Below are 23,520 nucleotides of genomic sequence, written 5' to 3'. Positions count from 1 at the left end.
TAATCACGCCACCAGCAAGGAGACGAATGCTAAAAATGCAAAACCAAAACCAGCCCAGGTGATGCGTGAGGTGGCAACAAACCGCAGTCGCGCCATGCTGTTTTCAAACAGGGCGATAATGAGGACGCCGGCCATCAGCTTGAGCGCGGCAATCACCACGGCCAGCACCAGACCGCCGACGGAAAAGTGGATCATTTGCCCCCACGGGAAAAAGACGCCGACAAACATCTGCAACACACCCAGCTGTTTAAGGCTGATGCCCCACTTCAGCACCGCAAAGCCGTAACCGCTGTATTCAGTCAGCGGGCCTTCCTGCAGCTCTTGCTCCGCTTCCGCGAGGTCGAACGGCAGTTTGCCCATCTCGATAAACGTGGCAAACGCGCAGGCGCACAGCGCCAGAATGAGCGGGATACTGCGCGCAACGGGCCAGTGATAGACGGTATCGGTGATAAAGCTGATATGGGTAGATCCCGCGACCTGCGCGGCGACCCATAATCCCAGCAGCAGGATCGGCTCCACTAATACGCCCAGCATTGCCTCGCGGCTGGCCCCGATACCGGTGAACGGACTGCCGGTATCCAGACCCGCAATGGCAAAGAAAAAGCGCGCGATAGCGAAGAGGTAAATCAGGGTGATCAGATCGCCCAAAACAGGCAGCGGTGACCACACCGTCACCACCGGCAGCGCGGTGGCAATGGTCAGCATCACACCGACCATGACAAACGGCGTCAGACGAAACACCCAACCCGCCGCATCGGGCGCAATGCTTTGACGCCCCATCAGCTTGAACAGGTCGCGATATTCTTGCAGCACGTCAGGACCACGACGGTTATGCATCCGCGCACGCGCCACACGGGTCACGCCGGAGAGCAGTGGCGCGACGGCAAACAACACCAGCGCCTGAAATAATGCCAGTAACAAACTCATGTCAGGCTCCTCGTGAAATCACAATCACCACCAGAACGGCCAGCTCGATCACGGCAAGACGACGGAAAAAACCAGGCGCGGCAGTGCTCTGCCAGCCGGGGATCCAGCCCACCGGATTGAACTTCTCTCGCAGTTTCAGCACGGCAGAAAAGTTTTCTTTTACCGGCATCGCAAAACCGTGGGCGGTGATCACCATGGATTGTTCGTGTTCATATCCGCAGGCCCACGCCGCGCCGCGCGAGCGGGCAGGCAGGCGATCGCGTTTGAAGAACAGCATCAGCACGAACGGCAGCAGCGGCGCGGCAATCAGCAGCAGCGCAATCATCGGTTGAGAAACGGTGGTGTGCGCCGTCGTTAGCGGCAGCGGAACAGCCGTACCCAGTAGCGGCAACAGCCATGGCGCCGCGACGCCACCCGCAATACAGCACATCGCCAGCAGAACTACGCTCATCGTCATCAGGAAAGGGGCGCTAAATGCCTGTTTAGCTTCACGAGTACGCGGCGCGCCAAGGAACGTCACGCCATACACTTTTGCCATACACATCACCGCCAGCGCACCCGTAATGGCTAAACCCACCGCCAGCATCGGTCCAAGAAGCCGTGCAATAAACACGTCGCTCTGACCGAGCGCAAAAAAGGACTGGTAGATAACCCATTCGCCAGCAAAGCCGTTGAGCGGCGGCAGTGCGGCCATCGCCATCAACCCGACCAGCATGGCAAGTGAGATAAACGGCATTTTTTTACCGATCCCGCCGAGCTTCTCGATGTCGCGATGCCCGGTGCGGAACCAGACGCTGCCCGCTCCCAGAAACAGGGTGCTTTTAAACAGGCTGTGGTTGATGAGGTGATATAATCCGCCGATAAAACCGGCCGCAATCAGGGCCGGTTGGTTCAATGCGAGTCCGGTAACACCTGCGCCAAAGCCCAGTAAAATAATGCCGATATTTTCGAGCGTGTGGTACGCCAGCAGACGCTGGATATTGTGCTCCATCAGGGCATACAGTCCGCCTACGAAGGCAGTGAGCATTCCGACCAGGAGCAGCACCACGCCCCACCACAGCGGCGGTTGTCCACCCACCAGCGTCAACGTCAACATGCCGAACAGACCGACTTTCATCACCACGGTTGAAAACAGGGTCGCGGCAGGTGCAGAAGCGTTAGCATGTGCCTGCGGAGCCCAGCCGTGTAGCGGAATAATCCCGGCCAGCAAACCAAAGCCCACCATACCCAGCAGCCAGATGTCAGCGCCCAGTGGCAGCATCGGTGTGCGTTCATTGATCAACACCAGATCCAGCGAGCCGTAGCGTTGCCACGTCAACCAGCACGCCAGCGCCAGCAGCAGCGTTCCGAGGCGTCCCAGCACAAACCACAGCTTGCCCGACGGCATACAGCCGGTGAGAAACACCCCGCAAAGCGCCATGATTTCCGCCATCACCACCAGCGCCGCCAGATTGCTGGCAACCACGGCACAAATGGCGGTAGCCAACAGCAAATTAACCAACAACCCGTTCGGTTTGGTCTGCGCATGACGATGCCAGTCGATGTTAAACAGGCTGATAAACAGGCCGCACAAGCCAAAGGTCAGCAGCCAGATGGCGTTGAGCGGCGTAATGGCAATGCTGTGGTGAATAAAAGGCATCACCGCCGCAGCATTCAGTCCGCGCGTCAACACGACAAAGCCCGCAGCCAGCGTCATCACGCTCCCCACTGCGCCGCCAAGCCCGGCAACCCAGCCGCTCAGCGGCTTGTAAAATGAGCAGAGGAGTGACAAAACGGCCGTCACCGTCAGGCACGCGACGGCGCTGATAATCAAATCGACAGCGTTCATTTCGCCCCCTCATTTTGCGTCTGGAACAGCGACAGATCGCCGAAATCGGTATTCACGGTCAGCTCGCGTTTACGTTTGCTGCTGCGCGCAATATCACGAATATTCACTAAAATCAGCGCCTTTGTCGGACAGGTGCGAACACAGGCGGGGCCTTGTTCGTCAAAGCTACACAAATCGCATTTCACCGCCACGGCACGCACGCCCGGTACCCAATCCAGCAGCGTACTGACGCGCGCCGGAGCCGGTGGCGCGGGTGGCGCTTTTGGCGAATTTGCATTTGCGGGAATGTGCAGCGGACGGCTGCCGGAAAATTCAATGGCACCAAATGGACAGGCGATGCCGCACAGTTTGCAGCTCACGCACAGGCTTTCATTTAATTGCACAGCCCCCTCAACGCGGGTGATGGCGTTGACGGGACAGACACCCGCGCAGGGGGCATCTTCACAATGATGGCAGAGCTGCGGCGCAGACTCTTTCTCATTTCGCATGACTTTCAAACGTGGCATCGACTGTAACCCGTGCAGACGGTGTGTTTCTGAACACGCCGCTTCACAGGTGTGGCAGCCAATGCAGACCGTCGAGTCAGCTATTACAAAACGGTTCACCGGGGAGTCCTCAGGACATAGTCATTTTTGACGAAAAAGTGCCATATCGACACCTCTCGACACGTAACATCAGACGGTGCGCGGCTCGCTCACCAACGCTTTTAAATCCACCGGTAAATCGTGCTCAACCGCGGAATAGAGGTTGTTGTAAACAGGTGCGATTTTTTCCAGATAGTGTTCAAGCACCTGCTGGCGATCGCGGTTGCTGACGTGACCGTCAACCATGCCGTCAGCCATCAACTGCGCCTGCGCAATCAGCTCTCTTTCGCCCTCTTTCGTCTCGACGAAGTACTGAATGGTGTGGCTGTTAAAGTTATCCGCCAGGGTGACGTAAATCATGAAGTGACCGAACAGCACAAAGCACAAATCCTCTTGTGCCGCACAGCTCATGGCGTGATGCAAACGCGCTTTTGACAGGGTGATCCCCTGGACCAGCGAATTACAGTAATGCTGCCATTGTTCCTGCAGTGATTGATGGCGCTGCGCGATGTAATCCGCCTTTTCGCTAATTTCCCAAATAGTCATCTCAGGTATCCGGTTAATGGAGATACGGCTATTAAGCAGATTTTGTGCCAATTTTTATCATGTTGAAATTTATAGAATTTAATCCAACGCAATCTGTCAACGACAGCCTGTCGACGTGTCATTTCGTCAGCAGTGTCATCGTCACACCCTAATCAAAATTAAGCTGGCATCGTTATTGCATTAATGGGGCAAATCATTGAGGAGGCGTCATGCACGAAATCACCCTCTGCCAGCGAGCGCTGGAGTTAATCGAACAGCAGGCAAAAGCGCACCACGCGAAACGCGTGACGGGCGTGTGGCTGAAAGTGGGGGCATTTTCCTGCGTCGAAACCAGCGCCCTTACCTTTTGCTTTGAGCTGGTGTGCCGCGACACGCTGGCAGAAGGCTGCCAGCTGCATATAGAAGAACAGCAGGCCGAATGCTGGTGCGAACACTGCCAGCAGTACGTCACGTTGTTGTCCTCTAAAGTGCGCCTCTGCCCGCAGTGCCAGAACGTTGGGCTGCGCATCGTGGCGGACGACGGTTTGCAGATTCAGCGCCTCGAAATAGACCAGGAGTAAATCATGTGTAGTACCTGCGGTTGCGCCGAAGGCAACCTGTATATCGAAGGCGATGAGCATCGCCCCCATTCCGCGTTTCGCTCTGCCCCCTTCGCCCCTGCACCGCGTGCCACGGCGGCGCTAACCGGCATTCGGTTCGCACCGAAGCCGTCGGATGCAGGCGATCTGCATTACGGCCACGGCAAAGCGGGAACGCATGCGCCAGGCATGAGCCAGCGCAAAATGTTGGAAGTCGAAATCAACGTGCTGGACAAGAATAATCAGCTGGCTGCGCGCAATCGCGCGCGCTTTGCCGCGCGTCAACAGCTGGTGCTGAACCTGGTTTCCAGCCCCGGTTCCGGCAAAACCACTCTGCTAACCGAAACGCTCAAACGCCTGAACGGCAGCGTCCCCTGCGCCGTTATCGAAGGCGATCAGCAAACCGTGAATGACGCCGCGCGTATCCGCGAAACCGGCACCCCGGCCATTCAGGTGAATACCGGTAAAGGCTGCCATCTGGATGCGCAAATGATCGCCGACGCCGCGCCGCGTCTGCCGCTGGCGGACAAGGGCATTCTGTTTATCGAAAACGTCGGCAATCTGGTGTGTCCGGCGAGCTTTGATCTGGGCGAACGCCACAAAGTCGCGGTGCTGTCCGTGACCGAAGGGGAAGACAAGCCGCTGAAATACCCGCATATGTTTGCCGCTGCCTCACTGATGCTGCTCAATAAAATCGACCTGCTGCCGTATCTGAATTTTGATGTCGATAAATGCCTGGCCTACGCGCGCGAGGTGAACCCGGATATTCAGATCCTGCTGGTGTCCGCCACGCGCGGCGACGGCATGGAAAGCTGGCTTGCGTGGCTGGAGAACGAACGATGTGCATAGGCGTTCCGGGACAAATTCATTCCATCGATGGCAATCAGGCGAAAGTAGAAGTCTGCGGCGTGCTCCGCGACGTTGATCTCACGCTGGTCGGGTGCGTGGATGAAACTGGCGCATCGCGTCTTGGCCAGTGGGTGCTGGTCCACGTGGGTTTTGCGATGAGCATGATTGACGAGGACGAAGCCCGCGACACCCTGGCGGCGCTGCAAAATATGTTCGACGTCGAGCCCGACGTCGGCGCGCTGCTGTATGGCGAGGAGCGATAGCCGATGCGCTACGTTGATGAATATCGTGCGCCAGAACAGGTGATGCGGCTTATCACCCACCTTAAGATTCGGGCAACATTACTCGAGTACACCGCGCAGCGTCCGCTGCGGATTATGGAAGTGTGCGGCGGACACACGCATGCCATCTTTAAGTTTGGCCTTGACCAGTTGCTGCCGGAGAACATCGAGTTTATCCACGGTCCGGGCTGTCCAGTGTGCGTGCTGCCGATGGGCCGTATCGATAATTGCCTCGAAATCGCCAGCCAGCCGGGCGTGATTTTCTGCACTTTTGGCGATGCAATGCGCGTGCCGGGCAAAAACGGTTCACTGTTACAGGCCAGAGCGCGCGGTGCGGATGTGCGAATTGTCTATTCTCCTGTGGATGCGCTGAAGCTGGCGGCGGAAAATCCAACGCGCAAAGTGGTGTTTTTCGGCCTGGGATTTGAAACCACCATGCCCGCCACGGCGATTACTTTGCAACAGGCAAAAGCGCAAGGTCTCGATAACTTCTTCTTTTTTTGCCAGCACATCACGCTGATCCCTACGTTACGCAGCCTGCTGGAAGAACCGGATAACGGAATTGATGCTTTTTTAGCGCCCGGCCATGTCAGTATGGTGATTGGCACAGAGGCGTACGGTTTTATTGCGGCGGACTATCATCGGCCATTAGTGGTCGCTGGTTTCGAACCACTTGATCTACTGCAAGGCGTCAACATGCTGGTTGAGCAGAAAATAGCAGCCCTGAGCGTGGTCGAAAATCAGTATCGCCGCGTCGTGCCCGATGCGGGAAATCCGCTGGCGCAAAAAGCCATCGCCGAGGTTTTTGCCGTTGAAGGTGACAGCGAATGGCGCGGTTTGGGATTGATTGCGGCGTCTGGCGTGCAGTTAACCCCCGCGTATCGCGCATTCGACGCCGAAGCGCATTTTCGCCCGCAGCCACAGCAGGTTTGTGACGATCCACGGGCCCGCTGCGGCGCCGTGCTGACCGGTAAATGCAAACCGCATCAGTGCCCGCTATTTGGCAACACCTGCAATCCGCAAACCGCATTTGGCGCGCTCATGGTCTCTTCCGAAGGCGCCTGCGCCGCATGGTATCAGTATCGCAATCAGGAGTGTGAAGCATGAACACGGTTGAAATGGCGCACGGCAGCGGCGGCCAGGCGATGCAAAAACTCATCAGCCAACTGTTTCTGGAAGCCTTTGCCAACCCATGGCTGGCGGAGCAGGAAGATCAGGCGCGCATTGCCCTGTCGACACTGACCGCGCAGGGCGACAGGCTGGCGTTCTCCACCGACAGTTACGTGATTGATCCGCTGTTCTTTCCGGGGGGTGATATCGGCAAGCTGGCGGTGTGCGGCACCGCCAATGACGTGGCCGTCAGCGGCGCTACCCCTCGCTATCTTTCGTGCGGTTTTATTCTTGAAGAGGGGCTGGCGATGGACACGCTAAACGCTGTCGTCCAGAGCATGGCGCGCACCGCACGCGAAGCGGGTATCGCTATTGTCACCGGTGATACCAAAGTCGTGCAGCGCGGCGCGGCAGATAAACTGTTTATTAATACTGCAGGGCTGGGCGCTATACCTGCGGACGTTCACTGGGGGGCACAACGGCTGGCGGTCGGTGATGTGTTGATCGTGAGCGGCACGCTGGGCTGTCATGGTGCGACGATTTTAAACCTGCGTGAAGGTCTGGGTCTGGACGGCGAATTGCGCAGCGACTGCGCCGTGCTGACGCCGCTTATCCAGACGCTCCGTCACCTCCCGGGGGTCAAAGCCCTGCGCGATGCGACGCGCGGGGGAGTCAATGCGGTTGCCCATGAATTTGCCGCCAGCAGCGGCTGCGGCATTGAGCTGACAGAGCAACATCTGCCGGTCAAACCCGCCGTGCGCGGCCTGTGCGAACTTCTTGGCCTTGATCCGCTAAACTTTGCCAACGAAGGCAAAGTGTTAATCGGCGTCGAGCGTTCTGCGGCAGAAGCCGTGCTGGCGCAGCTGCGCGATCATCCACTTGGTCAGGATGCCGCCGTGATCGGTGAAGTGGTTGAGCGCAAAGGGGTGCGCCTGACCGGACTTTACGGCATTAAACGCACGCTGGATTTACCGCACGCGGAACCGTTACCCCGAATTTGCTAGAACCGCGCTAAACGTGGTCAGCACTCTTATTTTTTTGCCCGTTTCTTTGGAAGCAATATGTCGTATACACCGATGAGCGATCTTGGACAGCAAGGGCTGTTCGATATTACGCGTACACTGTTACAGCAGCCCGATCTGGGTTCGCTCAGCGAAGCCCTGACGCGTCTGGTGCAGCAGTCTGCGCTGGCAGACAGTGCCGCTATCGTGCTATGGCACAGCGCAAGCCGTCGTGCCAGCTACTTTGCGACGCGCGATAAGGGGAAGTCTGTCGAATATGAAGACGAAACCGTGCTGGCGAACGGTCCGGTTCGCCGTATTTTGTCGCGCCCGGACGCCCTGCACTGCAACTTCGACGAATTCCAGCAGGCCTGGCCGCTGCTTGCGCAGAGCAATTTGTATTCACCTTTTGGCCATTACTGCCTGCTGCCGCTCACCGCTGAGGGACGCATTTTTGGTGGCTGCGAATTTATCCGCAATACGGATCAGCCGTGGAGCGAGGCGGAATATGAGCGTTTGCATACGTTCACGCAGATTGTCAGCGTGGTGGCCGAGCAGATCCACAGCCGCGTCACCGATAACGTCGATTACGATCTGTTGAGCCGCGAGCGCGATAACTTCCGCATTCTCGTGGCCATCACCAATGCGGTACTGTCCAGGCTAGACATGGACGAACTGGTGAGTGAAGTCGCCAAAGAGATCCACCACTATTTTAAAATCGACGCGATAAGCATCGTGTTGCGCGGCCATCGCAAGGGCAAGCTAACGATCCACTCCACTCATTATCTTGATGAAACTAATCCCGCGCACGAGCAAAGCGAAGTGGATGAATCGGGAACGCTTTCCGAACGAGTATTTAAAAGCAAAGAGATGCTGCTGCTGAATCTGAGCGAACGCGACGAGCTGGCACCTTACGAACGGATGCTTTTCCAGTGCTGGGGCAATCAGATCCAGACGCTGTGCCTGCTGCCGCTGATGTCCGGCAATACCATGCTCGGCGTATTAAAGCTGGCGCAGTGCGAAGAACAAGCCTTTACCACCACCAATCTTAAGCTGCTGCGCCAAATCGCAGAGCGCATTGCTATTGCGCTCGACAACGCGCTGGCGTACCAGGAAATTCATCGTCTGAAAGAGCGGCTGGTGGACGAAAACCTCGCGCTGACCGAGCAGTTGAACAATGTCGACAGCGAATTCGGTGAAATCATTGGCCGCAGTGATGCCATGTACAGCGTCCTGAAGCAAGTTGAGATGGTGGCGCAAAGCGACAGCACGGTATTAATCCTTGGCGAGACGGGCACCGGCAAAGAGCTGATCGCCCGAGCTATTCATAATCTCAGCAATCGAAATAGCCGCCGGATGGTGAAGATGAACTGCGCGGCAATGCCCGCAGGATTGCTTGAAAGCGATCTTTTTGGTCACGAGCGCGGCGCGTTTACCGGCGCCAGCACCCAGCGTATTGGCCGCTTTGAACTGGCGGATAAAAGCTCGTTGTTCCTGGATGAAGTGGGTGATATGCCGCTGGAATTGCAGCCAAAACTGCTGCGAGTGTTACAAGAACAAGAGTTTGAACGTCTGGGAAGTAACAAACTCATTCAGACCAATGTCCGGTTGATTGCCGCGACCAATCGCGATCTGAAAAAAATGGTCGCCGACCGCGAATTTCGTAACGACCTTTATTACCGTCTGAACGTGTTCCCAATTTGCTTACCGCCATTACGTGAGCGCCCGGACGATATTCCGCTGCTGGTGAAAGCCTTCACCGCCAAAATTGCTCGCCGGATGGGACGGAATATCGACAGTATTCCAGCGGAAACGCTACGCACACTCTCCACAATGGAGTGGCCGGGCAACGTTCGTGAACTGGAAAATGTGATTGAACGTGCCGTGCTGTTAACGCGCGGCAACGTGCTTCAGCTGTCGCTTCCGGAAGTCATGATCTCAGAGCCGCCGTTGCCCGCAAGGGAAATTGCGCAGGACGGTGAGGACGAGTACCAGCTGATTGTTCGTATTTTGAGAGAGACCAACGGTGTCGTCGCCGGGCCAAAAGGCGCAGCGCACCGTCTCGGCTTAAAGCGCACAACATTGCTTTCGCGAATGAAACGTTTGGGCATCGATAAAGATTTATTGGTTTAACCCCACTCTCAATGCCGTGTTACGCACGGCACTTATTTCTCCAGCCATCATAATTCTTAATTAATAACAACACGTTATTATCAGTTATTGACACAATATATTTTAAATTGTATAAATCCCACCCATTAAAATGAGTTTCATTATCATTAAAATCCCCTGACCTGCTAATAAATAATATATTGATGAAGGATAGCGTTTTTATGAACAAGGTCCTCAGCGCCTTAGGCCTGGTATTCGCTTCGGTTAGCTCCGTATATGCAACCACTTATCCTCTGACTATCGAGAATTGCGGGTACACGCAAACCTTCACCAAAGCCCCTGAGCGCGTTGTGGCGCTGGGTCAGAACACCGTCGAAATTTTGCTGCTGTTGGGACTGCAGGATAAGATCGCTGCCAGCGCTTTTTGGCCAACCAAAGTGCTGCCGGAACTGGCTGAGAAAAATGCCAAAATCAAACTGCTGACGGTCGAAATCCCGACACTCGAGTCTGTTCTCGCCCAGAATCCTGATTTTGTTCCGGCACAATTGCCGTTATTGCTGGGCCCTGAAAGCAAAGTGGCAAAACGAGAAGATCTCGCGACTGTCGGCGTTAACAGCTATGTTTCACCCGGCATGTGCGCCACCAAAAAGGGCGTGGGCGACATGTACGGTAGCCGTCAAAAACTCTGGGATATGACGTTCCTGTACCAGGAAATTGAAGATTTCGCTAAAATTTTTAACGTGGAAGCGCGCGGTCAGGCGGTGATTGCCGATTTTAAAAAACGCGAAGTAGATTTGCGTGCCGAATTTGGTAAAAACAAAAAAGACCTTTCATTTGTCTTCTGGTTCTCCAGCGCCTCACCTTCCGCAGACGCCTACGTGGGCGGCAAAAACAGCGCATCCGGCTTTATCGCGAATGTTCTGGGCGGACATAACGCCATTACCTCTGAAACCGAATGGCCAACGGTGGGCTGGGAAAGCATCATCGCCGCAAACCCTGACGTGATCGTCGTCTCAAGCCTCGATCGTAACCGTTGGGTTCTGGATAACGCGGAAGAAAAAATCAAATTCCTAAAAAGCGATCCCGCGGTCAGTCAGCTTGATGCCGTCAAAAAAGGCCATATCGTGGTGATGGACGGCCAGGCCATGAACCCCACTATCCGTACCCTTTACGGCGCAGAACAGGTTGGCGAACAGCTTAGAAAGATGGGGCTGAACTAATGAGTTCAGCCGTTCAACAGGCACGGCAGGGGGTGTTTCTCGGCACATCCTGCATCCTTTCTATTGCCTTGCTTATTCTGGTCATCGCCATTGGCGTCAGCGTGGGTGAGTTATCGATTCCGCTGCAAACCGTGTTTTACGCGATCGGCAATAAAATGGGATTCACCGATGTGCCGCTGAGTCGCATTTTTGAAAGTGTGATTTGGGACTTTCGCCTGAGCCGTGCATTGGTTGCGGCTTGCTGCGGCGCGGGGTTAGCCATTTGTGGGGCAGTACTCCAGAGCCTGCTGAAAAATGCGCTCGCAGAACCGTATGTTCTCGGGGTCTCTGCGGGAGCCTCGACAGGCGCAGTGTCTGTTGTGGTATTAGGCATCGGGACAGGCGCAGTTTCGCTCTCCGCGGGCGCGTTTGCCGGTGCTTTTGCTGCCTTTGTGTTTGTCGCATTCCTCACTAATGGCGCGCGTGGCGGTAACGAGCGCACTATCCTGGCGGGCGTTGCCGCCTCTCAGCTGTTTAATGCTATCACCGCCTACACTATCAGCACTTCCGCCAGCGCTCAGCAGGCCCGTGATGTGATGTTCTGGCTGCTCGGCAGTTTTAGCGGCGTCAGATGGCCTGAGCTCCAGCTGGTGCTGATCGTCGTGCTGACCGGATTAGCTATCTGCCTTTACTATTCTCGTGCTCTGGATGCCTTTACGTTTGGCGATGATGCCGCAGCGTCGCTTGGGATCGCCGTCCCGTGGGTGCGTTTAATTCTCTTCACCGTCACTGCGCTTATTACCGCAACCATTGTCAGCATGGCGGGCTCTATTGGCTTTGTCGGCCTGGTCGTTCCGCATGTGATGCGCTATTTCTTTGGGCCGCTGCATCGCACGTTGCTCATCGCCAGCGCCCTGGCGGGTGCCATTTTGATGGTGCTTGCCGATATTGCGTCTCGTCTGCTGATTGCACCGCAAAGCCTGCCGGTGGGTGTCGTCACCGCCCTGGTTGGCGTGCCGTTCTTTGCCCTTATTATCTATCGTTCAAGGAATAAGTGATGAGCATCACTGCCGAAAATATTACCTGGAGGGTGGGTAAAAAAGTTATCGTCAACAATGTCTCACTGACGGTGTCTCGTGGGCAAACGGTTGGGCTACTTGGCCCAAACGGTTCAGGTAAATCCTCTTTGCTGCGCGTTCTGGCGGGCTTGCGTCGTCCTCACTCGGGCTGCGTCACGCTGGACGATAAAAACATTAGCCAGATCGCCAAAAAACAGCTGGCGCGCCGCGTCGCTTTTGTTGAACAGCATGGAATGACAGAAGCGAATATGCGCGTTCGCGATGTGGTGAAACTCGGCCGCATCCCCCATCATTCACCTTTTTCGAACTGGAGCACGCAGGACGATGAAACCGTCACTGCTGCGCTGGAACGTGTAGATATGCTCCAAAAAAGCGAGCAAGGCTGGCAAAGTTTGTCCGGCGGTGAACGCCAGCGCGTGCACATTGCCCGCGCGCTTGCGCAGACACCAACCGAGATCCTGCTTGATGAACCTACGAACCATCTGGATATTCATCATCAAATACAGTTGATGAAACTCATCAGCGAATTACCCGTCACCAGCATTGTGGCCATCCACGATCTCAACCATGCGTCGATGTTCTGTGACGCACTCATCGTGATGCAAAATGGAGAAATCGTTGCCTCCGGAACACCTGATGAGATCCTGACTGAAACGCTGTTGTGGGATGTCTTCCGGGTCGAAACGAAAATTGAAATTTCACCGTTTCATGGCAAAAAACATATCCACTACATCGCTTAACGCCGGGTAACCCGCATGTCTTTGCCTCTCTTTCGGCCAGCCGCACAGGTCTGGCCGCCTGTTTTACTGGGCAGCCAGTTTGTTTTCAACATCGGTTTTTATGCTGTCGTTCCCTTTCTTGCGATCTTTTTGCGCGATGACATGATGCTCTCCGGCGGGCTGATTGGGCTGATCCTTGGGCTGCGGACCTTTTCCCAACAAGGGATGTTTTTCGTGGGCGGCGCCCTATCAGACCGATTCGGCGCACGTATCGTGATCCTGGCCGGCTGTCTTATTCGCGTGTCGGGTTATTTGCTGCTGGCGTTTGGGCAATCGCTTTGGCCGATTATAATGGGAGCCTGTTTGACCGGGATTGGCGGAGCGCTGTTTTCGCCCTCCATTGAAGCATTGCTGGCGAAAGCCGGAACACAAAGTGAGGCGCGGGGCAAACGCAGTCGCGCGGAGTGGTTTGCTCTGTTTGCCGTATGTGGCGAGCTGGGGGCTGTACTTGGGCCGGTTGCAGGAGCCCTCATGACGGGACTTGGTTTCCGTCAGGTTGCACTGGCTGGCGCGGGTGTCTTTGTCGTGGCGTTGATCGTCCTGTTTTTCGCGCTGCCTTCTGCGCCTGCAAAAAAGCAAACGCTTGAAATGACACCGTGGTGGACCACCTTCCGTCAGCCGCGTTTTGTCGCCTTTATTATCGCCTACAGCGCATGGTTACTGAGTTACAACCAACTTTATCTGGCGCTGCCCGTAGAAATTCAACGTGCTGGCGGCAGCGAAAAAGATTTGGGACCGCTGTTTATGCTGGCCTCGGTATTGATTATTGCCTTTCAACTTCCGCTGGCACGTTTTGCGCGTCGTATGGGTCCGACCAGGATCCTTCCCTTTGGGTTTCTGTTCGTCTCCGCCTCCTTTGTCAGCGTCGCCCTGTTCGCGGCAACAGTCCCACCGGAGGGGTGGCTTCGACTCGTGCCGTCCGCCTGTTTTGTCACGCTGCTAACGCTGGGCCAGATGCTGCTGGTGCCCGCCGCAAAAGATCTGATCCCCTGGTTTGCTGATGAGGCAACGCTTGGTGCACATTATGGCGCGCTGGCCACAGCCGGGGGCTGCGCTGTGCTGGCGGGGAATCTCCTATTCGGCAGTCAACTTGATCATGCTTTAGTGCCGTCGAAAGAGGCCATTTATCCCTGGTTGCAGTTAGCCTTTTTCCCGCTGTGCAGCGCGATAGCGATGGTGATCATTTGCCGTCCGATGCAAGGCGCGCGTGGTCGTAAAGTTTAAGCCTTATTTTTCGGTCGGCATTTCTCGGGCAGTTCCGGCACCGGGCGGCGGTCGTCTATCAAATGACGAATAGTGAGGATCGGGTGACGCCATAACATACGTGGCCCGGCCCAGCGCATAACCTGTTTCATCTCTTCACGTTTTGCTGGTTGGTAGCAGTGGACAGGGCACTGTTTGCAGGCTGGTTTATCTTCTCCAAAAACGCATTTATCCAGTCGTTTGTCTGCATACGCGTTCAAGGCCTGATAATACCCAGGCTCACGAGATGCCTGAGGGCATTGCGTTTCATAGAGCGCGATCATTTTACCGATCGTCTCTTTTTCACGAGAGAGTCGTTTTCCTGACATAACAGATCACCCATTAATAAATTGCATGAATAATACATCTTTAAAATCGCCTTTTCAGCTTGATTTCATTTGTTGCATTTCATTTTCTGAAGACGGCTTCCAGTTATAGATTTGTTTTAGCCCATAACTACTGGCATTTTATACAGGTGATTTCATTCCCTTTTCGTCTGCTGTTAATGGAGCCTGTATGTCTGATATCCCGATCACCCCGTCACAACGCCTTCTCAAAGTGGGCTACTTCAGAAAGCGCCATGAAGATCGTAATACCAAAATTCCAAAACGTTACAGCGTTCATGCGGCACTGAGCCTAAAAGGCGACTGGCTCGAAAAAGCAGGGTTTAAAACCAATTCGCAGGTCAGTGTGAGAGTCGAACACGGAAAATTGCTCATTGAGTTGATGAAAGAAGACACAGCATAAAGTCTCGACATTTTGCTGCCCCCTGTCATTTGTTCATGCGACAATAGAGGTAACTAACGGCCAGCAGGTCGCGCAAAACGCAATAATTTCAATGAAATGGATATCTTAACTCCATGAGCACAATCGAAAATTTAACCGCACACACGCCGATGATGCAGCAGTATCTGAAACTCAAAGCTCAGCATCCGGAAATCCTGCTTTTTTATCGGATGGGAGATTTTTACGAGCTTTTCTATGATGATGCAAAACGCGCGTCACAGCTGCTCGACATCTCACTGACCAAGCGTGGCGCATCGGCGGGTGAACCTATTCCGATGGCGGGCATTCCGCATCATGCCGTAGAAAACTACCTGGCGAAGCTCGTCAACCAAGGCGAGTCCGTCGCGATTTGCGAACAGATTGGCGATCCGGCCACGTCAAAAGGTCCGGTGGAACGCAAAGTGGTTCGCATCGTCACACCAGGCACTATCAGTGACGAAGCGCTGTTACAGGAGCGGCAGGATAACCTGCTGGCGGCGATCTGGCAGGACAGCAAAGGTTACGGTTATGCCACGCTGGATATTAGCTCCGGTCGTTTTCGTTTGAGTGAACCCGCCGATCGCGAAACGATGGCGGCTGAATTGCAACGAACGAATCCTGCAGAACTCCTGTACGCCGAAGATTTTGCGGAAATGGCACTGATTGAGGGCCGTCGTGGCCTGCGTCGCCGTCCGTTATGGGAATTTGAAATTGATACGGCGCGCCAGCAGTTAAACCTGCAGTTTGGTACGCGGGATCTGATTGGCTTTGGCGTTGAGAATGCACCGCGTGGCCTGTGCGCCGCAGGCTGTCTGTTGCAGTACGTGAAAGACACCCAACGCACGACCCTGCCCCATATCCGTTCGATTACGATGGAACGGCAGCAGGACAGCATCATCATGGATGCCGCTACACGTCGTAATCTCGAAATTACTCAGAATTTGGCCGGTGGCGTGGAAAACACCCTCGCCGCCGTGCTCGACAGCACCGTCACGCCAATGGGCAGTCGTATGCTCAAGCGCTGGTTGCATATGCCCGTGCGAGATACGGATGTGCTGGTCAGCCGCCAGCAAACCATCGGTGCGTTGCAGGATCGCTTTACAGAGCTGCAACCCGTGCTGCGCCAGGTGGGAGATTTAGAACGTATTCTTGCTCGCCTTGCACTTCGTACGGCGCGCCCACGCGATCTGGCTCGCATGCGTCATGCCTTCCAGCAGCTTCCGACATTACGTGCGCAACTGGCCGAAGTGAACAGCGCACCCGTACAAAAACTGCGCGAAACGATGGGCGAATTTACAGAGCTGTGCGAATTACTGGAGCGCGCGGTTGTTGAAGCCCCACCGGTTCTGGTTCGTGATGGCGGCGTCATTGCTCCTGGCTATCACGAGGAACTTGATGAATGGCGAGCCCTGGCCGACGGCGCAACGGATTACCTTGATAAACTGGAAATCCGCGAGCGCGAGCGCTTGGGTCTGGATACGTTGAAAGTCGGCTATAACGCCATTCACGGCTATTACATTCAAATCAGCCGTGGTCAGAGCCACCACGCCCCGATTCACTACGTCCGTCGGCAGACACTTAAGAACGCCGAGCGTTATATCATTCCTGAACTGAAAGAGTATGAGGACAAAGTTCTCACCTCCAAAGGTAAAGCGCTGGCGCTTGAAAAACAGCTTTATGAAGAGCTATTCGATATGCTGATGCCGCATCTCGCCGAGTTACAGGCGAGCGCAAGCGCGTTGGCTGAACTCGATGTGCTGATCAACCTGGCAGAACGCGCCGACACCCTAAATTACGCTTGCCCAACCTTTATTGATAAACCCGGCATTCGTATCACCGAGGGCCGTCATCCCGTTGTCGAGCAGGTATTGCGCGAACCCTTTATTGCTAACCCGCTTAATCTGTCTCCGCAACGCCGTATGCTGATTATCACCGGCCCGAATATGGGCGGTAAAAGCACCTACATGCGACAGACTGCGTTGATTGCCCTGCTGGCCTATATTGGTAGCTACGTTCCCGCGCAGAAAGTCGAAATCGGTCCTATCGATCGCATTTTCACCCGCGTGGGTGCTGCGGACGATCTGGCGAGCGGCCGCTCAACCTTTATGGTCGAAATGACCGAAACGGCGAATATTCTGCATAACGCGACTGAAAACAGTCTGGTGTTAATGGATGAGATTGGTCGCGGTACATCAACCTATGATGGTCTTTCTCTGGCGTGGGCTTGCGCCGAAAGTCTGGCGAATAAAATCAAAGCGCTGACCCTTTTTGCGACGCATTATTTCGAGCTAACGCAGTTACCAGAAAAAATGGAAGGCGTGGCGAATGTGCATCTGGATGCGCTGGAGCATGGAGATACCATTGCGTTTATGCATACGGTTCAGGATGGTGCTGCCAGCAAGAGTTACGGCCTTGCCGTTGCCGCGCTGGCTGGTGTACCAAAAGAAGTGATTAAACGTGCGCGTCAGAAGCTACGCGAACTGGAAAGCTTATCGCCAAATGCAGCAGCGACTCAGGTGGATGGTTCACAAATGTCGCTCCTGATGCCAGCGGAAGAGACATCACCTGCGGTGGAAGCACTTGAAAAACTCGATCCGGACTCTCTGACGCCGCGTCAGGCGTTAGAGTGGATTTATCGTTTGAAGAATTTAGTGTGATAACAGTGCCCGACAGAATATGTCGGGCCAGTTAAGCCCAAAGAAAAAGGCCAGTCTTTCGACCGGCCTTTTTTAATGAAAATGTCATTATTCGCGGAACAGCGCTTCGATATTCAGTCCTTGCCCCTGCAGAATCTCACGCAGACGACGCAAACCTTCTACCTGAATCTGACGAACACGTTCACGAGTCAGACCAATCTCACGGCCAACATCTTCCAGTGTTGCAGCTTCATACCCTAACAGACCGAAACGACGTGCCAGCACTTCACGCTGTTTGGCGTTCAGTTCGAACAGCCATTTGACGATACTTTGTTTCATATCATCATCTTGCGTGGTGTCTTCCGGGCCGTTGTCTTTTTCATCGGCCAGGATGTCCAGCAGCGCTTTTTCGGAATCGCCACCCAGTGGAGTGTCGACTGAGGTAATGCGCTCATTGAGACGCAGCATACGGCTTACGTCATCAACCGGTTTATCGAGTTGCTCTGCAATCTCTTCTGCACTTGGCTCGTGATCCAGTTTATGGGACAACTCGCGCGCGGTACGCAGATAGACGTTCAACTCTTTGACGATGTGAATCGGCAAACGGATCGTACGGGTTTGGTTCATGATTGCCCGTTCGATGGTCTGACGAATCCACCAGGTAGCGTAAGTCGAGAATCGGAACCCACGTTCAGGGTCAAACTTCTCAACTGCGCGGATCAAGCCCAGGTTACCCTCTTCAATCAGATCCAGCAGTGCCAGACCACGATTGCTGTAACGACGGGCAATTTTCACAACCAAACGCAAGTTACTTTCAATCATGCGACGGCGTGAGGCAACATCTCCACGCAGTGCGCGACGCGCGAAATAAACTTCTTCTTCGGCTGTTAACAGTGGAGAAAAACCAATCTCCCCAAGGTAAAGCTGAGTCGCGTCAAGCACACGCTGTGTGGCGCCCTGCGATAACAGCTCTTCTTCAGCTAAATCGTTATCACTGGGTTCCTCTTCAACTAAGACTTTCTCATCAAAAGACTCGGTTCCGTTCTCATCAAATTCCGCGTCTTCATTTAAATCATGAACTTTCAGCGTATTCTGACTCATAAGGTGGCTCCTACCCGTGATCCCTGAACGAGACATCCTGAAGTGGCATGTCCCGCCAAATTATCGCTGCGGCAAATACTGCAGCGGGTTTACGGATTTCCCCTTGTAACGAATTTCAAAATGCAAGCGTGTAGAACTGGTTCCGGTGCTACCCATGGTAGCGATTTTTTGCCCCGCCTTGATTTCTTGTTGCTCCCGGACCAGCATTGTATCGTTATGGGCGTAGGCACTCAGGTAATCATCGTTATGTTTTATGATAATAAGATTACCGTAACCGCGCAGAGCGTTACCGGCATATACAACGCGTCCATCTGCGGTCGCGGTAATAGCCTGTCCCTTACTTCCTGCGATATCGATCCCTTTATTTCCCCCCTCGGAGGAAGAGAAGTTTTCGAATACTTTGCCGTCAGTTGGCCAGCGCCAGGTGGAGATAGGCGCACTGGAGGTCATACTGCTGGCAGTCGGTACGGTAGAGCTAACCACAGGTGCCGTAGTCGGTGCTGTGACGACAGTCGCAGACGCCTTATTATTCGGCAACATTTTGTTAGCACTCTGTTCACCTGAGTCCTCAGAATACGTAATTGTGGGCTGTGAAGCAACCACTGCGCTTGTATTTTGCGCAGGTTTAACGCTGTTATTTTGAGCGGTGACATCCGCTGCGGAGACAGAGTTACCCGGCGTTAATGGCGTACCGGTCGCATTACCGACCTGAAGCGTTTGCCCAACTTCCAGGCCATACGGGGCCTGCACGCTATTTCGCTGCGCAAGGTCACGGAAATCGTTCCCGGTGATCCACGCGATATAGAAAAGCGTGTCGCCACGTTTAACCGTATACGTACTGCCGCCGGTGTAGCTTCCTTTGGGAATATTCCCATACTTACGGTTATAGACTATGCGGCCATTCTCGGTCTGCACAGTTTGTTGCACTGGTTGCATCTGCGTTGGCTGTGCAGCAGGAGGCTGCATCGGCTGAATTGGCGGATTTTGTTGCGTTGTTGCTGTGCCCATTTTTGGTGGAGGGGTAATTAGCATTCCGCCGGACGAACTTTCGGAACCACTATTACCACCGACAGAGCTCACCGGAGCAGGGGCGTTATTAGAACTTGTACAACCTGCCAGCCAAAGTGAAACCAGTGACAATGCCGCAACACGGCTGATGGTGAATTTTGGGCTTCCCGCGCTCATTTATCCCCCAGGAATGTGTTAACTACCAGTGACTTAAAATTAACCGTAATAGCACACACGGTTTGCGCCTCACCATACGCTGAATTTTCCTGAAAAACCCTGGAAAATTCCGAGTCTCAGGCCAGTTCTCCCTTCACGAGAGGCACAAAACGCACGGCTTCTACAGTATCGATGATGTACTCGTCATCCCGCCGACGAACGCGCTTTAGCAGCTGATGTTCATCGCCCACGGGTAACACGAGAATGCCGCCATTCGCCAGCTGCGACAAGAGCGCAGCGGGGATTTCAAGCGGTGCAGCCGTCACGATAATAGCGTCAAACGGAGCGCGGGCTTGCCACCCCTGCCATCCGTCACCGTGACGTGTTGAAACATTATGTAAATCCAGCTGTTTAAGACGACGGCGCGCATGCCATTGCAAGCTTTTGATGCGCTCAACAGAGCAGACATGATGAACGAGATGCGCCAGAATTGCCGTCTGATAACCCGACCCTGTCCCTATTTCGAGAACGCGAGATTCCGGCGTCAGCTCCAGTAATTCCGTCATACGCGCAACCATATAGGGCTGAGAGATTGTCTGCCCCTGTCCTATGGGTAAGGCCACGTTTTCCCACGCTTTGTGTTCAAACGCCTCATCCACAAATTTCTCGCGCGGTACCTGCGAGATAGCCTCCAGCACACGCTCGTCGGCGATGCCCTGGCTGCGCAATTGATTCAGAAGTGCTTGTACACGTTGACTTACCATTGCGTGTTCACCCCGGCACGTTCAAGCCAGCCTGACACCACATCTTGCGCGTTGTACGCGGTTAAATCTACGTGCAACGGCGTGACGGACACATACCCTTCATCCACGGCTGCAAAATCGGTATCCGGGCCTGCGTCGCATTTATCGCCAGGAGGACCAATCCAGTAAAGCGTATTGCCGCGCGGATCCTGCTGCGGAATCACCTGGTCAGCCGGATGTCGGCTGCCACAGCGCGTCACACGAATGCCTTTGATTTCGTCAAGAGGCAGATCGGGAACGTTGATATTCAGAATACGTCCTGTGCGCAGCGGTTCACGGCTGAGCGCACGCAGAATCGAACAGGTTACCGCTGCGGCTGTATCGTAGTGCTGGTGGCCATTCAGGGAGACCGCCAGCGCAGGGAATCCCAAATGGCGGCCCTCCATCGCTGCGGCGACGGTACCCGAGTAAATCACGTCATCCCCCAGATTTGGACCCGCGTTAATCCCCGACACGACCACATCCGGCCCGGGACGCATCAGCGCATTGACGCCCAAAAACACGCAGTCGGTCGGCGTGCCCATTTGCACGGCGATATCGCCATTCTCAAACGCAAACGTACGAAGTGACGATTCCAGCGTCAATGAATTGGACGCCCCGCTGCGGTTACGGTCAGGAGCAACAACCTGCACGTCGGCAAACTCGCGCAGGTATTTCGCCAGCGTCTGAATGCCCGGCGCATGTATCCCATCATCGTTACTCAGCAATATTCGCATAATCACCCGAGGTGTTGATAAGTTCCCTGACAACGCTGGTGGCGAAGCTACCTGCCGGTAGCCAGAAGCGTAACTCGACGGTCACGTCGTCCCACCAGTTCCAGCTAAGCTGCTGCGGATAGAGCAGCATCGCGCGGCGCGCCGCCTCGACTTTCTCCCGCATCAGCAATGATTGTAATTCTGGCGCATCGGCAATCGCCGCCTGTTCGACCGCGAGCGCATCGCCCTGCGTGCCCCACTCTCCCGAGCCGGGCATCGCGGCGGTAATCATCAGCGTTTTATTATCGACGCGCGCCTGCACATCGGTGATTTCTTCCGCTGTGGCCACAAACCAACTGCCGCGTCCCGCTAATTGTAGCGCATCGCCGACAACAACTTGATTCGCGTCCGGTTTTTTCAGTCGTTCACTCACAATCTGATTAAACAACGCGCTGCGGGCTGCCGACAACCAAAAACTGCGCTTATTCCTGTCACGTACTGGCGCATCACTTTGCGCCCAGCGCAACGCACCCAGCAAATTGCTGCCGCCGATACCGAAACGCTGTGCGCCGAAGTAGTTCGGCACGCCCTGCTCCGCGATCGCGGTCAGGCGTTTTTCCACGTCGTCACGATCCGTCACTTCGCGCAGAATCAAGGTGAAGGCATTGCCCTGAAGCGCGCCTAAACGCAGCTTGCGCTTATGACGGGCATATTCCAGCACTTTACAGCCTTCAAGCTCAAATTGACTTAAATCAGGCATCGCATTGCCGGGAACGCGGGCGCAAAGCCACTGTTCCGTTACGGCGTGTTTGTCTTTTTGACCGGCAAAACTCACTTCGCGGGCATGGATTTTAAGGAATTTCGCGAGCGCGTCAGCGACAAAACGGGTGTTACAGCCATTTTTCAGAATACGCACGAGAATGTGTTCACCCTCGCCGTCAGGCTCAAAACCTAAATCTTCTACCACCACGAAATCTTCGGGATTGGCTTTTAGCAGGCCAGCACCCTGTGGTTTTCCGTGCAGATAAGTCAGATTCTCAAACTCTGTCATTTGGCCGCCTTCACCAGCAGCGCAACCGCTTCGCAGGCGATGCCTTCGCCGCGCCCGGTAAATCCAAGTTTCTCGGTGGTGGTCGCTTTAACATTCACGTCGTCCATATGACAACCCAGATCTTCGGCGATAAACACGCGCATCTGTGGGATATGCGTCAGCATTTTTGGCGCCTGCGCAATAATGGTCACGTCAACGTTGCCGAGCGTGTAGCCCTTCGCCTGAATACGTCGCCAGGCTTCGCGCAGCAGTTCGCGGCTATCCGCCCCTTTAAAGGCCGGATCGGTATCCGGGAACAGCTTGCCGATATCGCCCAGCGCCGCAGCGCCCAGCAGGGCGTCGGTCAGGGCGTGCAGCGCCACATCGCCATCGGAGTGCGCCAGCAGTCCTTTCTCAAAAGGAATGCGCACGCCGCCAATGATAATCGGGCCAACGCCGCCAAAGGCGTGTACGTCAAAACCGTGTCCAATTCGCATTATGCGTTCTCCTGATAGGTCATACGGGTAAGATAAAATTCCGCGAGCTGTAAATCTTCGGGGCGCGTCACTTTGATATTATCAGCGCGTCCTTCTACAAGCTCAGGATGGAAACCACAATATTCCAGCGCCGAGGCTTCATCGGTGATGGTTGCGCCCTCGTTGAGCGCACGGGTTAAGCAGTCATGAAGCAGTTCGCGGGGGAAAAATTGGGGCGTCAGCGCGTGCCAAAGATCAACGCGCTCCACGGTGTGAGCAATATGATTCAGCCCTGGCTCCGCACGCTTCATGGTGTCGCGTACCGGCGCGGCCAGAATACCGCCCACAGCGCTTGTTTGGCTGATCGCCAGCAAACGTGCGAGATCGTCTGGGTGTAAACAGGGACGCGCGGCATCGTGAACCAATACCCACGCGGCATTCCCCGCCGCACGAATGCCAGCCAGCACCGAGTCGGCACGTTCTGTGCCACCGTCAACAACGGTAATTTGCGGATGATTCGCCAGCGGTAACGCGGCAAAACGGGCATCGCCCGGACTGATAGCGATAACGACGCGCGCCACCCGTGGATTTGCCAGCAGCGCCGCCACGGTATGCTCAAGGATCGTTTTATCACCGATTGAAAGGTATTGCTTAGGACACTCTGTCTGCATGCGCCGACCAAAGCCAGCGGCCGGTACCACGGCGCATACATCCGAAAAAGTCACTGCCATGTCG

At 54.9% G+C, this 23,520-nt stretch carries 24 protein-coding genes; 12 read left to right on the top strand and 12 right to left on the bottom strand.

Annotated elements, in window-relative coordinates; translation table 11 throughout:
* Positions 1 to 3 precede the first annotated feature (3 nt).
* The 4 genes from AC0LWE_RS10400 to hycA form a co-directional block, all read right to left on the bottom strand.
* Positions 4 to 927: a respiratory chain complex I subunit 1 family protein gene (locus AC0LWE_RS10400; protein WP_219347441.1), complete on the bottom strand. Its 924-nt coding sequence runs from the start codon at positions 925 to 927 to the stop codon at positions 4 to 6.
* A 1-nt stretch (position 928) separates the two neighbouring features.
* Positions 929 to 2,755, bottom strand: a complete 1,827-nt coding sequence (gene hycC / locus AC0LWE_RS10395; RefSeq protein ID WP_219347440.1) for a formate hydrogenlyase subunit 3 — start codon at positions 2,753 to 2,755, stop codon at positions 929 to 931.
* Positions 2,752 to 3,360: a 4Fe-4S dicluster domain-containing protein gene (locus AC0LWE_RS10390; RefSeq protein WP_015960190.1), complete on the bottom strand. Its 609-nt coding sequence runs from the start codon at positions 3,358 to 3,360 to the stop codon at positions 2,752 to 2,754. Before AC0LWE_RS10390 ends, hycC begins: the two co-directional genes overlap by 4 nt.
* 69 nt (positions 3,361 to 3,429) lie before the next feature.
* Positions 3,430 to 3,885, bottom strand: coding sequence for a formate hydrogenlyase regulator HycA (hycA, locus tag AC0LWE_RS10385; RefSeq protein WP_059177696.1), 456 nt, complete (start codon positions 3,883 to 3,885; stop codon positions 3,430 to 3,432).
* Positions 3,886 to 4,094: 209 nt separating this feature from the next.
* Here hycA and hypA point away from each other — a divergent pair, with 209 nt between their 5' ends.
* From hypA to AC0LWE_RS10335, 10 genes are all read left to right on the top strand, one after another.
* The gene (hypA, locus tag AC0LWE_RS10380; protein WP_059177695.1) at positions 4,095 to 4,445 is read left to right on the top strand and encodes a hydrogenase maturation nickel metallochaperone HypA; all 351 of its coding nucleotides are present in this window, start codon (positions 4,095 to 4,097) and stop codon (positions 4,443 to 4,445) included.
* 3 nt (positions 4,446 to 4,448) lie between these two features.
* Entirely contained in the window at positions 4,449 to 5,312 is an 864-nt protein-coding gene (gene hypB / locus AC0LWE_RS10375) for a hydrogenase nickel incorporation protein HypB (protein WP_202667634.1), read from the top strand.
* Positions 5,303 to 5,575 carry a HypC/HybG/HupF family hydrogenase formation chaperone gene (locus AC0LWE_RS10370; protein ID WP_131486188.1) on the top strand — a complete coding sequence of 91 codons (273 nt, stop codon included), beginning with the start codon at positions 5,303 to 5,305 and terminating at the stop codon, positions 5,573 to 5,575. The genes hypB and AC0LWE_RS10370 overlap by 10 nt, the downstream gene beginning before the upstream one ends.
* A 3-nt stretch (positions 5,576 to 5,578) precedes the next feature.
* A complete protein-coding gene (hypD, locus tag AC0LWE_RS10365) occupies positions 5,579 to 6,700 on the top strand; it encodes a hydrogenase formation protein HypD (protein ID WP_202667635.1) in 1,122 nt (373 codons plus the stop codon).
* On the top strand, positions 6,697 to 7,707 hold the full coding sequence (hypE, locus tag AC0LWE_RS10360; protein WP_202665770.1) for a hydrogenase expression/formation protein HypE: 1,011 nt from the start codon (positions 6,697 to 6,699) through the stop codon (positions 7,705 to 7,707). Before hypD ends, hypE begins: the two co-directional genes overlap by 4 nt.
* A gap of 57 nt (positions 7,708 to 7,764) precedes the next feature.
* On the top strand, positions 7,765 to 9,837 hold the full coding sequence (gene flhA / locus AC0LWE_RS10355; RefSeq protein WP_219347439.1) for a formate hydrogenlyase transcriptional activator FlhA: 2,073 nt from the start codon (positions 7,765 to 7,767) through the stop codon (positions 9,835 to 9,837).
* 200 nt (positions 9,838 to 10,037) lie between these two features.
* Positions 10,038 to 11,036 carry a siderophore ABC transporter substrate-binding protein EitA gene (eitA, locus tag AC0LWE_RS10350; protein ID WP_219347438.1) on the top strand — a complete coding sequence of 333 codons (999 nt, stop codon included), beginning with the start codon at positions 10,038 to 10,040 and terminating at the stop codon, positions 11,034 to 11,036.
* Positions 11,036 to 12,073 (top strand): FecCD family ABC transporter permease, encoded by a 1,038-nt coding sequence (locus AC0LWE_RS10345; RefSeq protein WP_131486193.1) that lies wholly within the window; start codon positions 11,036 to 11,038, stop codon positions 12,071 to 12,073. The genes eitA and AC0LWE_RS10345 overlap by 1 nt, the downstream gene beginning before the upstream one ends.
* On the top strand, positions 12,073 to 12,834 hold the full coding sequence (gene eitC / locus AC0LWE_RS10340) for a siderophore ABC transporter ATP-binding protein EitC (protein ID WP_219347437.1): 762 nt from the start codon (positions 12,073 to 12,075) through the stop codon (positions 12,832 to 12,834). The genes AC0LWE_RS10345 and eitC overlap by 1 nt, the downstream gene beginning before the upstream one ends.
* Positions 12,835 to 12,849: 15 nt before the next feature.
* The gene (locus AC0LWE_RS10335) at positions 12,850 to 14,097 is read left to right on the top strand and encodes an MDR family MFS transporter (RefSeq protein ID WP_458411278.1); all 1,248 of its coding nucleotides are present in this window, start codon (positions 12,850 to 12,852) and stop codon (positions 14,095 to 14,097) included.
* Here the strand turns inward: AC0LWE_RS10335 and AC0LWE_RS10330 are convergent.
* Entirely contained in the window at positions 14,094 to 14,444 is a 351-nt protein-coding gene (locus AC0LWE_RS10330; protein WP_219347436.1) for a nitrous oxide-stimulated promoter family protein, read from the bottom strand. The genes AC0LWE_RS10335 and AC0LWE_RS10330 overlap by 4 nt on opposite strands.
* Positions 14,445 to 14,631: 187 nt before the next feature.
* Here AC0LWE_RS10330 and AC0LWE_RS10325 point away from each other — a divergent pair, with 187 nt between their 5' ends.
* A complete protein-coding gene (locus tag AC0LWE_RS10325) occupies positions 14,632 to 14,862 on the top strand; it encodes a SymE family type I addiction module toxin (RefSeq protein WP_219347435.1) in 231 nt (76 codons plus the stop codon).
* 113 nt (positions 14,863 to 14,975) lie between these two features.
* A complete protein-coding gene (gene mutS / locus AC0LWE_RS10320) occupies positions 14,976 to 17,537 on the top strand; it encodes a DNA mismatch repair protein MutS (RefSeq protein WP_216980995.1) in 2,562 nt (853 codons plus the stop codon).
* Positions 17,538 to 17,624: 87 nt separating this feature from the next.
* Here the strand turns inward: mutS and rpoS are convergent, their stop codons facing one another.
* The 7 genes from rpoS to ispD all read right to left on the bottom strand — a co-directional run bounded on the left by rpoS (position 17,625) and on the right by ispD (position 23,516).
* Positions 17,625 to 18,617 (bottom strand): RNA polymerase sigma factor RpoS, encoded by a 993-nt coding sequence (rpoS, locus tag AC0LWE_RS10315; RefSeq protein WP_474265390.1) that lies wholly within the window; start codon positions 18,615 to 18,617, stop codon positions 17,625 to 17,627.
* 60 nt (positions 18,618 to 18,677) lie between these two features.
* A complete protein-coding gene (nlpD, locus tag AC0LWE_RS10310) occupies positions 18,678 to 19,802 on the bottom strand; it encodes a murein hydrolase activator NlpD (RefSeq protein WP_131486199.1) in 1,125 nt (374 codons plus the stop codon).
* A 116-nt stretch (positions 19,803 to 19,918) separates the two neighbouring features.
* Entirely contained in the window at positions 19,919 to 20,545 is a 627-nt protein-coding gene (locus AC0LWE_RS10305; protein WP_131486200.1) for a protein-L-isoaspartate(D-aspartate) O-methyltransferase, read from the bottom strand.
* The gene (surE, locus tag AC0LWE_RS10300) at positions 20,539 to 21,300 is read right to left on the bottom strand and encodes a 5'/3'-nucleotidase SurE (protein WP_059177682.1); all 762 of its coding nucleotides are present in this window, start codon (positions 21,298 to 21,300) and stop codon (positions 20,539 to 20,541) included. The genes AC0LWE_RS10305 and surE overlap by 7 nt, the downstream gene beginning before the upstream one ends.
* Positions 21,281 to 22,330: a tRNA pseudouridine(13) synthase TruD gene (gene truD, locus AC0LWE_RS10295; RefSeq protein ID WP_219347434.1), complete on the bottom strand. Its 1,050-nt coding sequence runs from the start codon at positions 22,328 to 22,330 to the stop codon at positions 21,281 to 21,283. The genes surE and truD overlap by 20 nt, the downstream gene beginning before the upstream one ends.
* Positions 22,327 to 22,806, bottom strand: a complete 480-nt coding sequence (ispF, locus tag AC0LWE_RS10290) for a 2-C-methyl-D-erythritol 2,4-cyclodiphosphate synthase (RefSeq protein WP_059177680.1) — start codon at positions 22,804 to 22,806, stop codon at positions 22,327 to 22,329. The genes truD and ispF overlap by 4 nt, the downstream gene beginning before the upstream one ends.
* Positions 22,806 to 23,516, bottom strand: coding sequence for a 2-C-methyl-D-erythritol 4-phosphate cytidylyltransferase (gene ispD, locus AC0LWE_RS10285; protein ID WP_216980992.1), 711 nt, complete (start codon positions 23,514 to 23,516; stop codon positions 22,806 to 22,808). The genes ispF and ispD overlap by 1 nt, the downstream gene beginning before the upstream one ends.
* Positions 23,517 to 23,520: the final 4 nt, after the last annotated feature.

This window comes from Lelliottia sp. RD5 (assembly GCF_056032945.1).
This window is presented reverse-complemented; position numbering and strand designations above follow the sequence as displayed.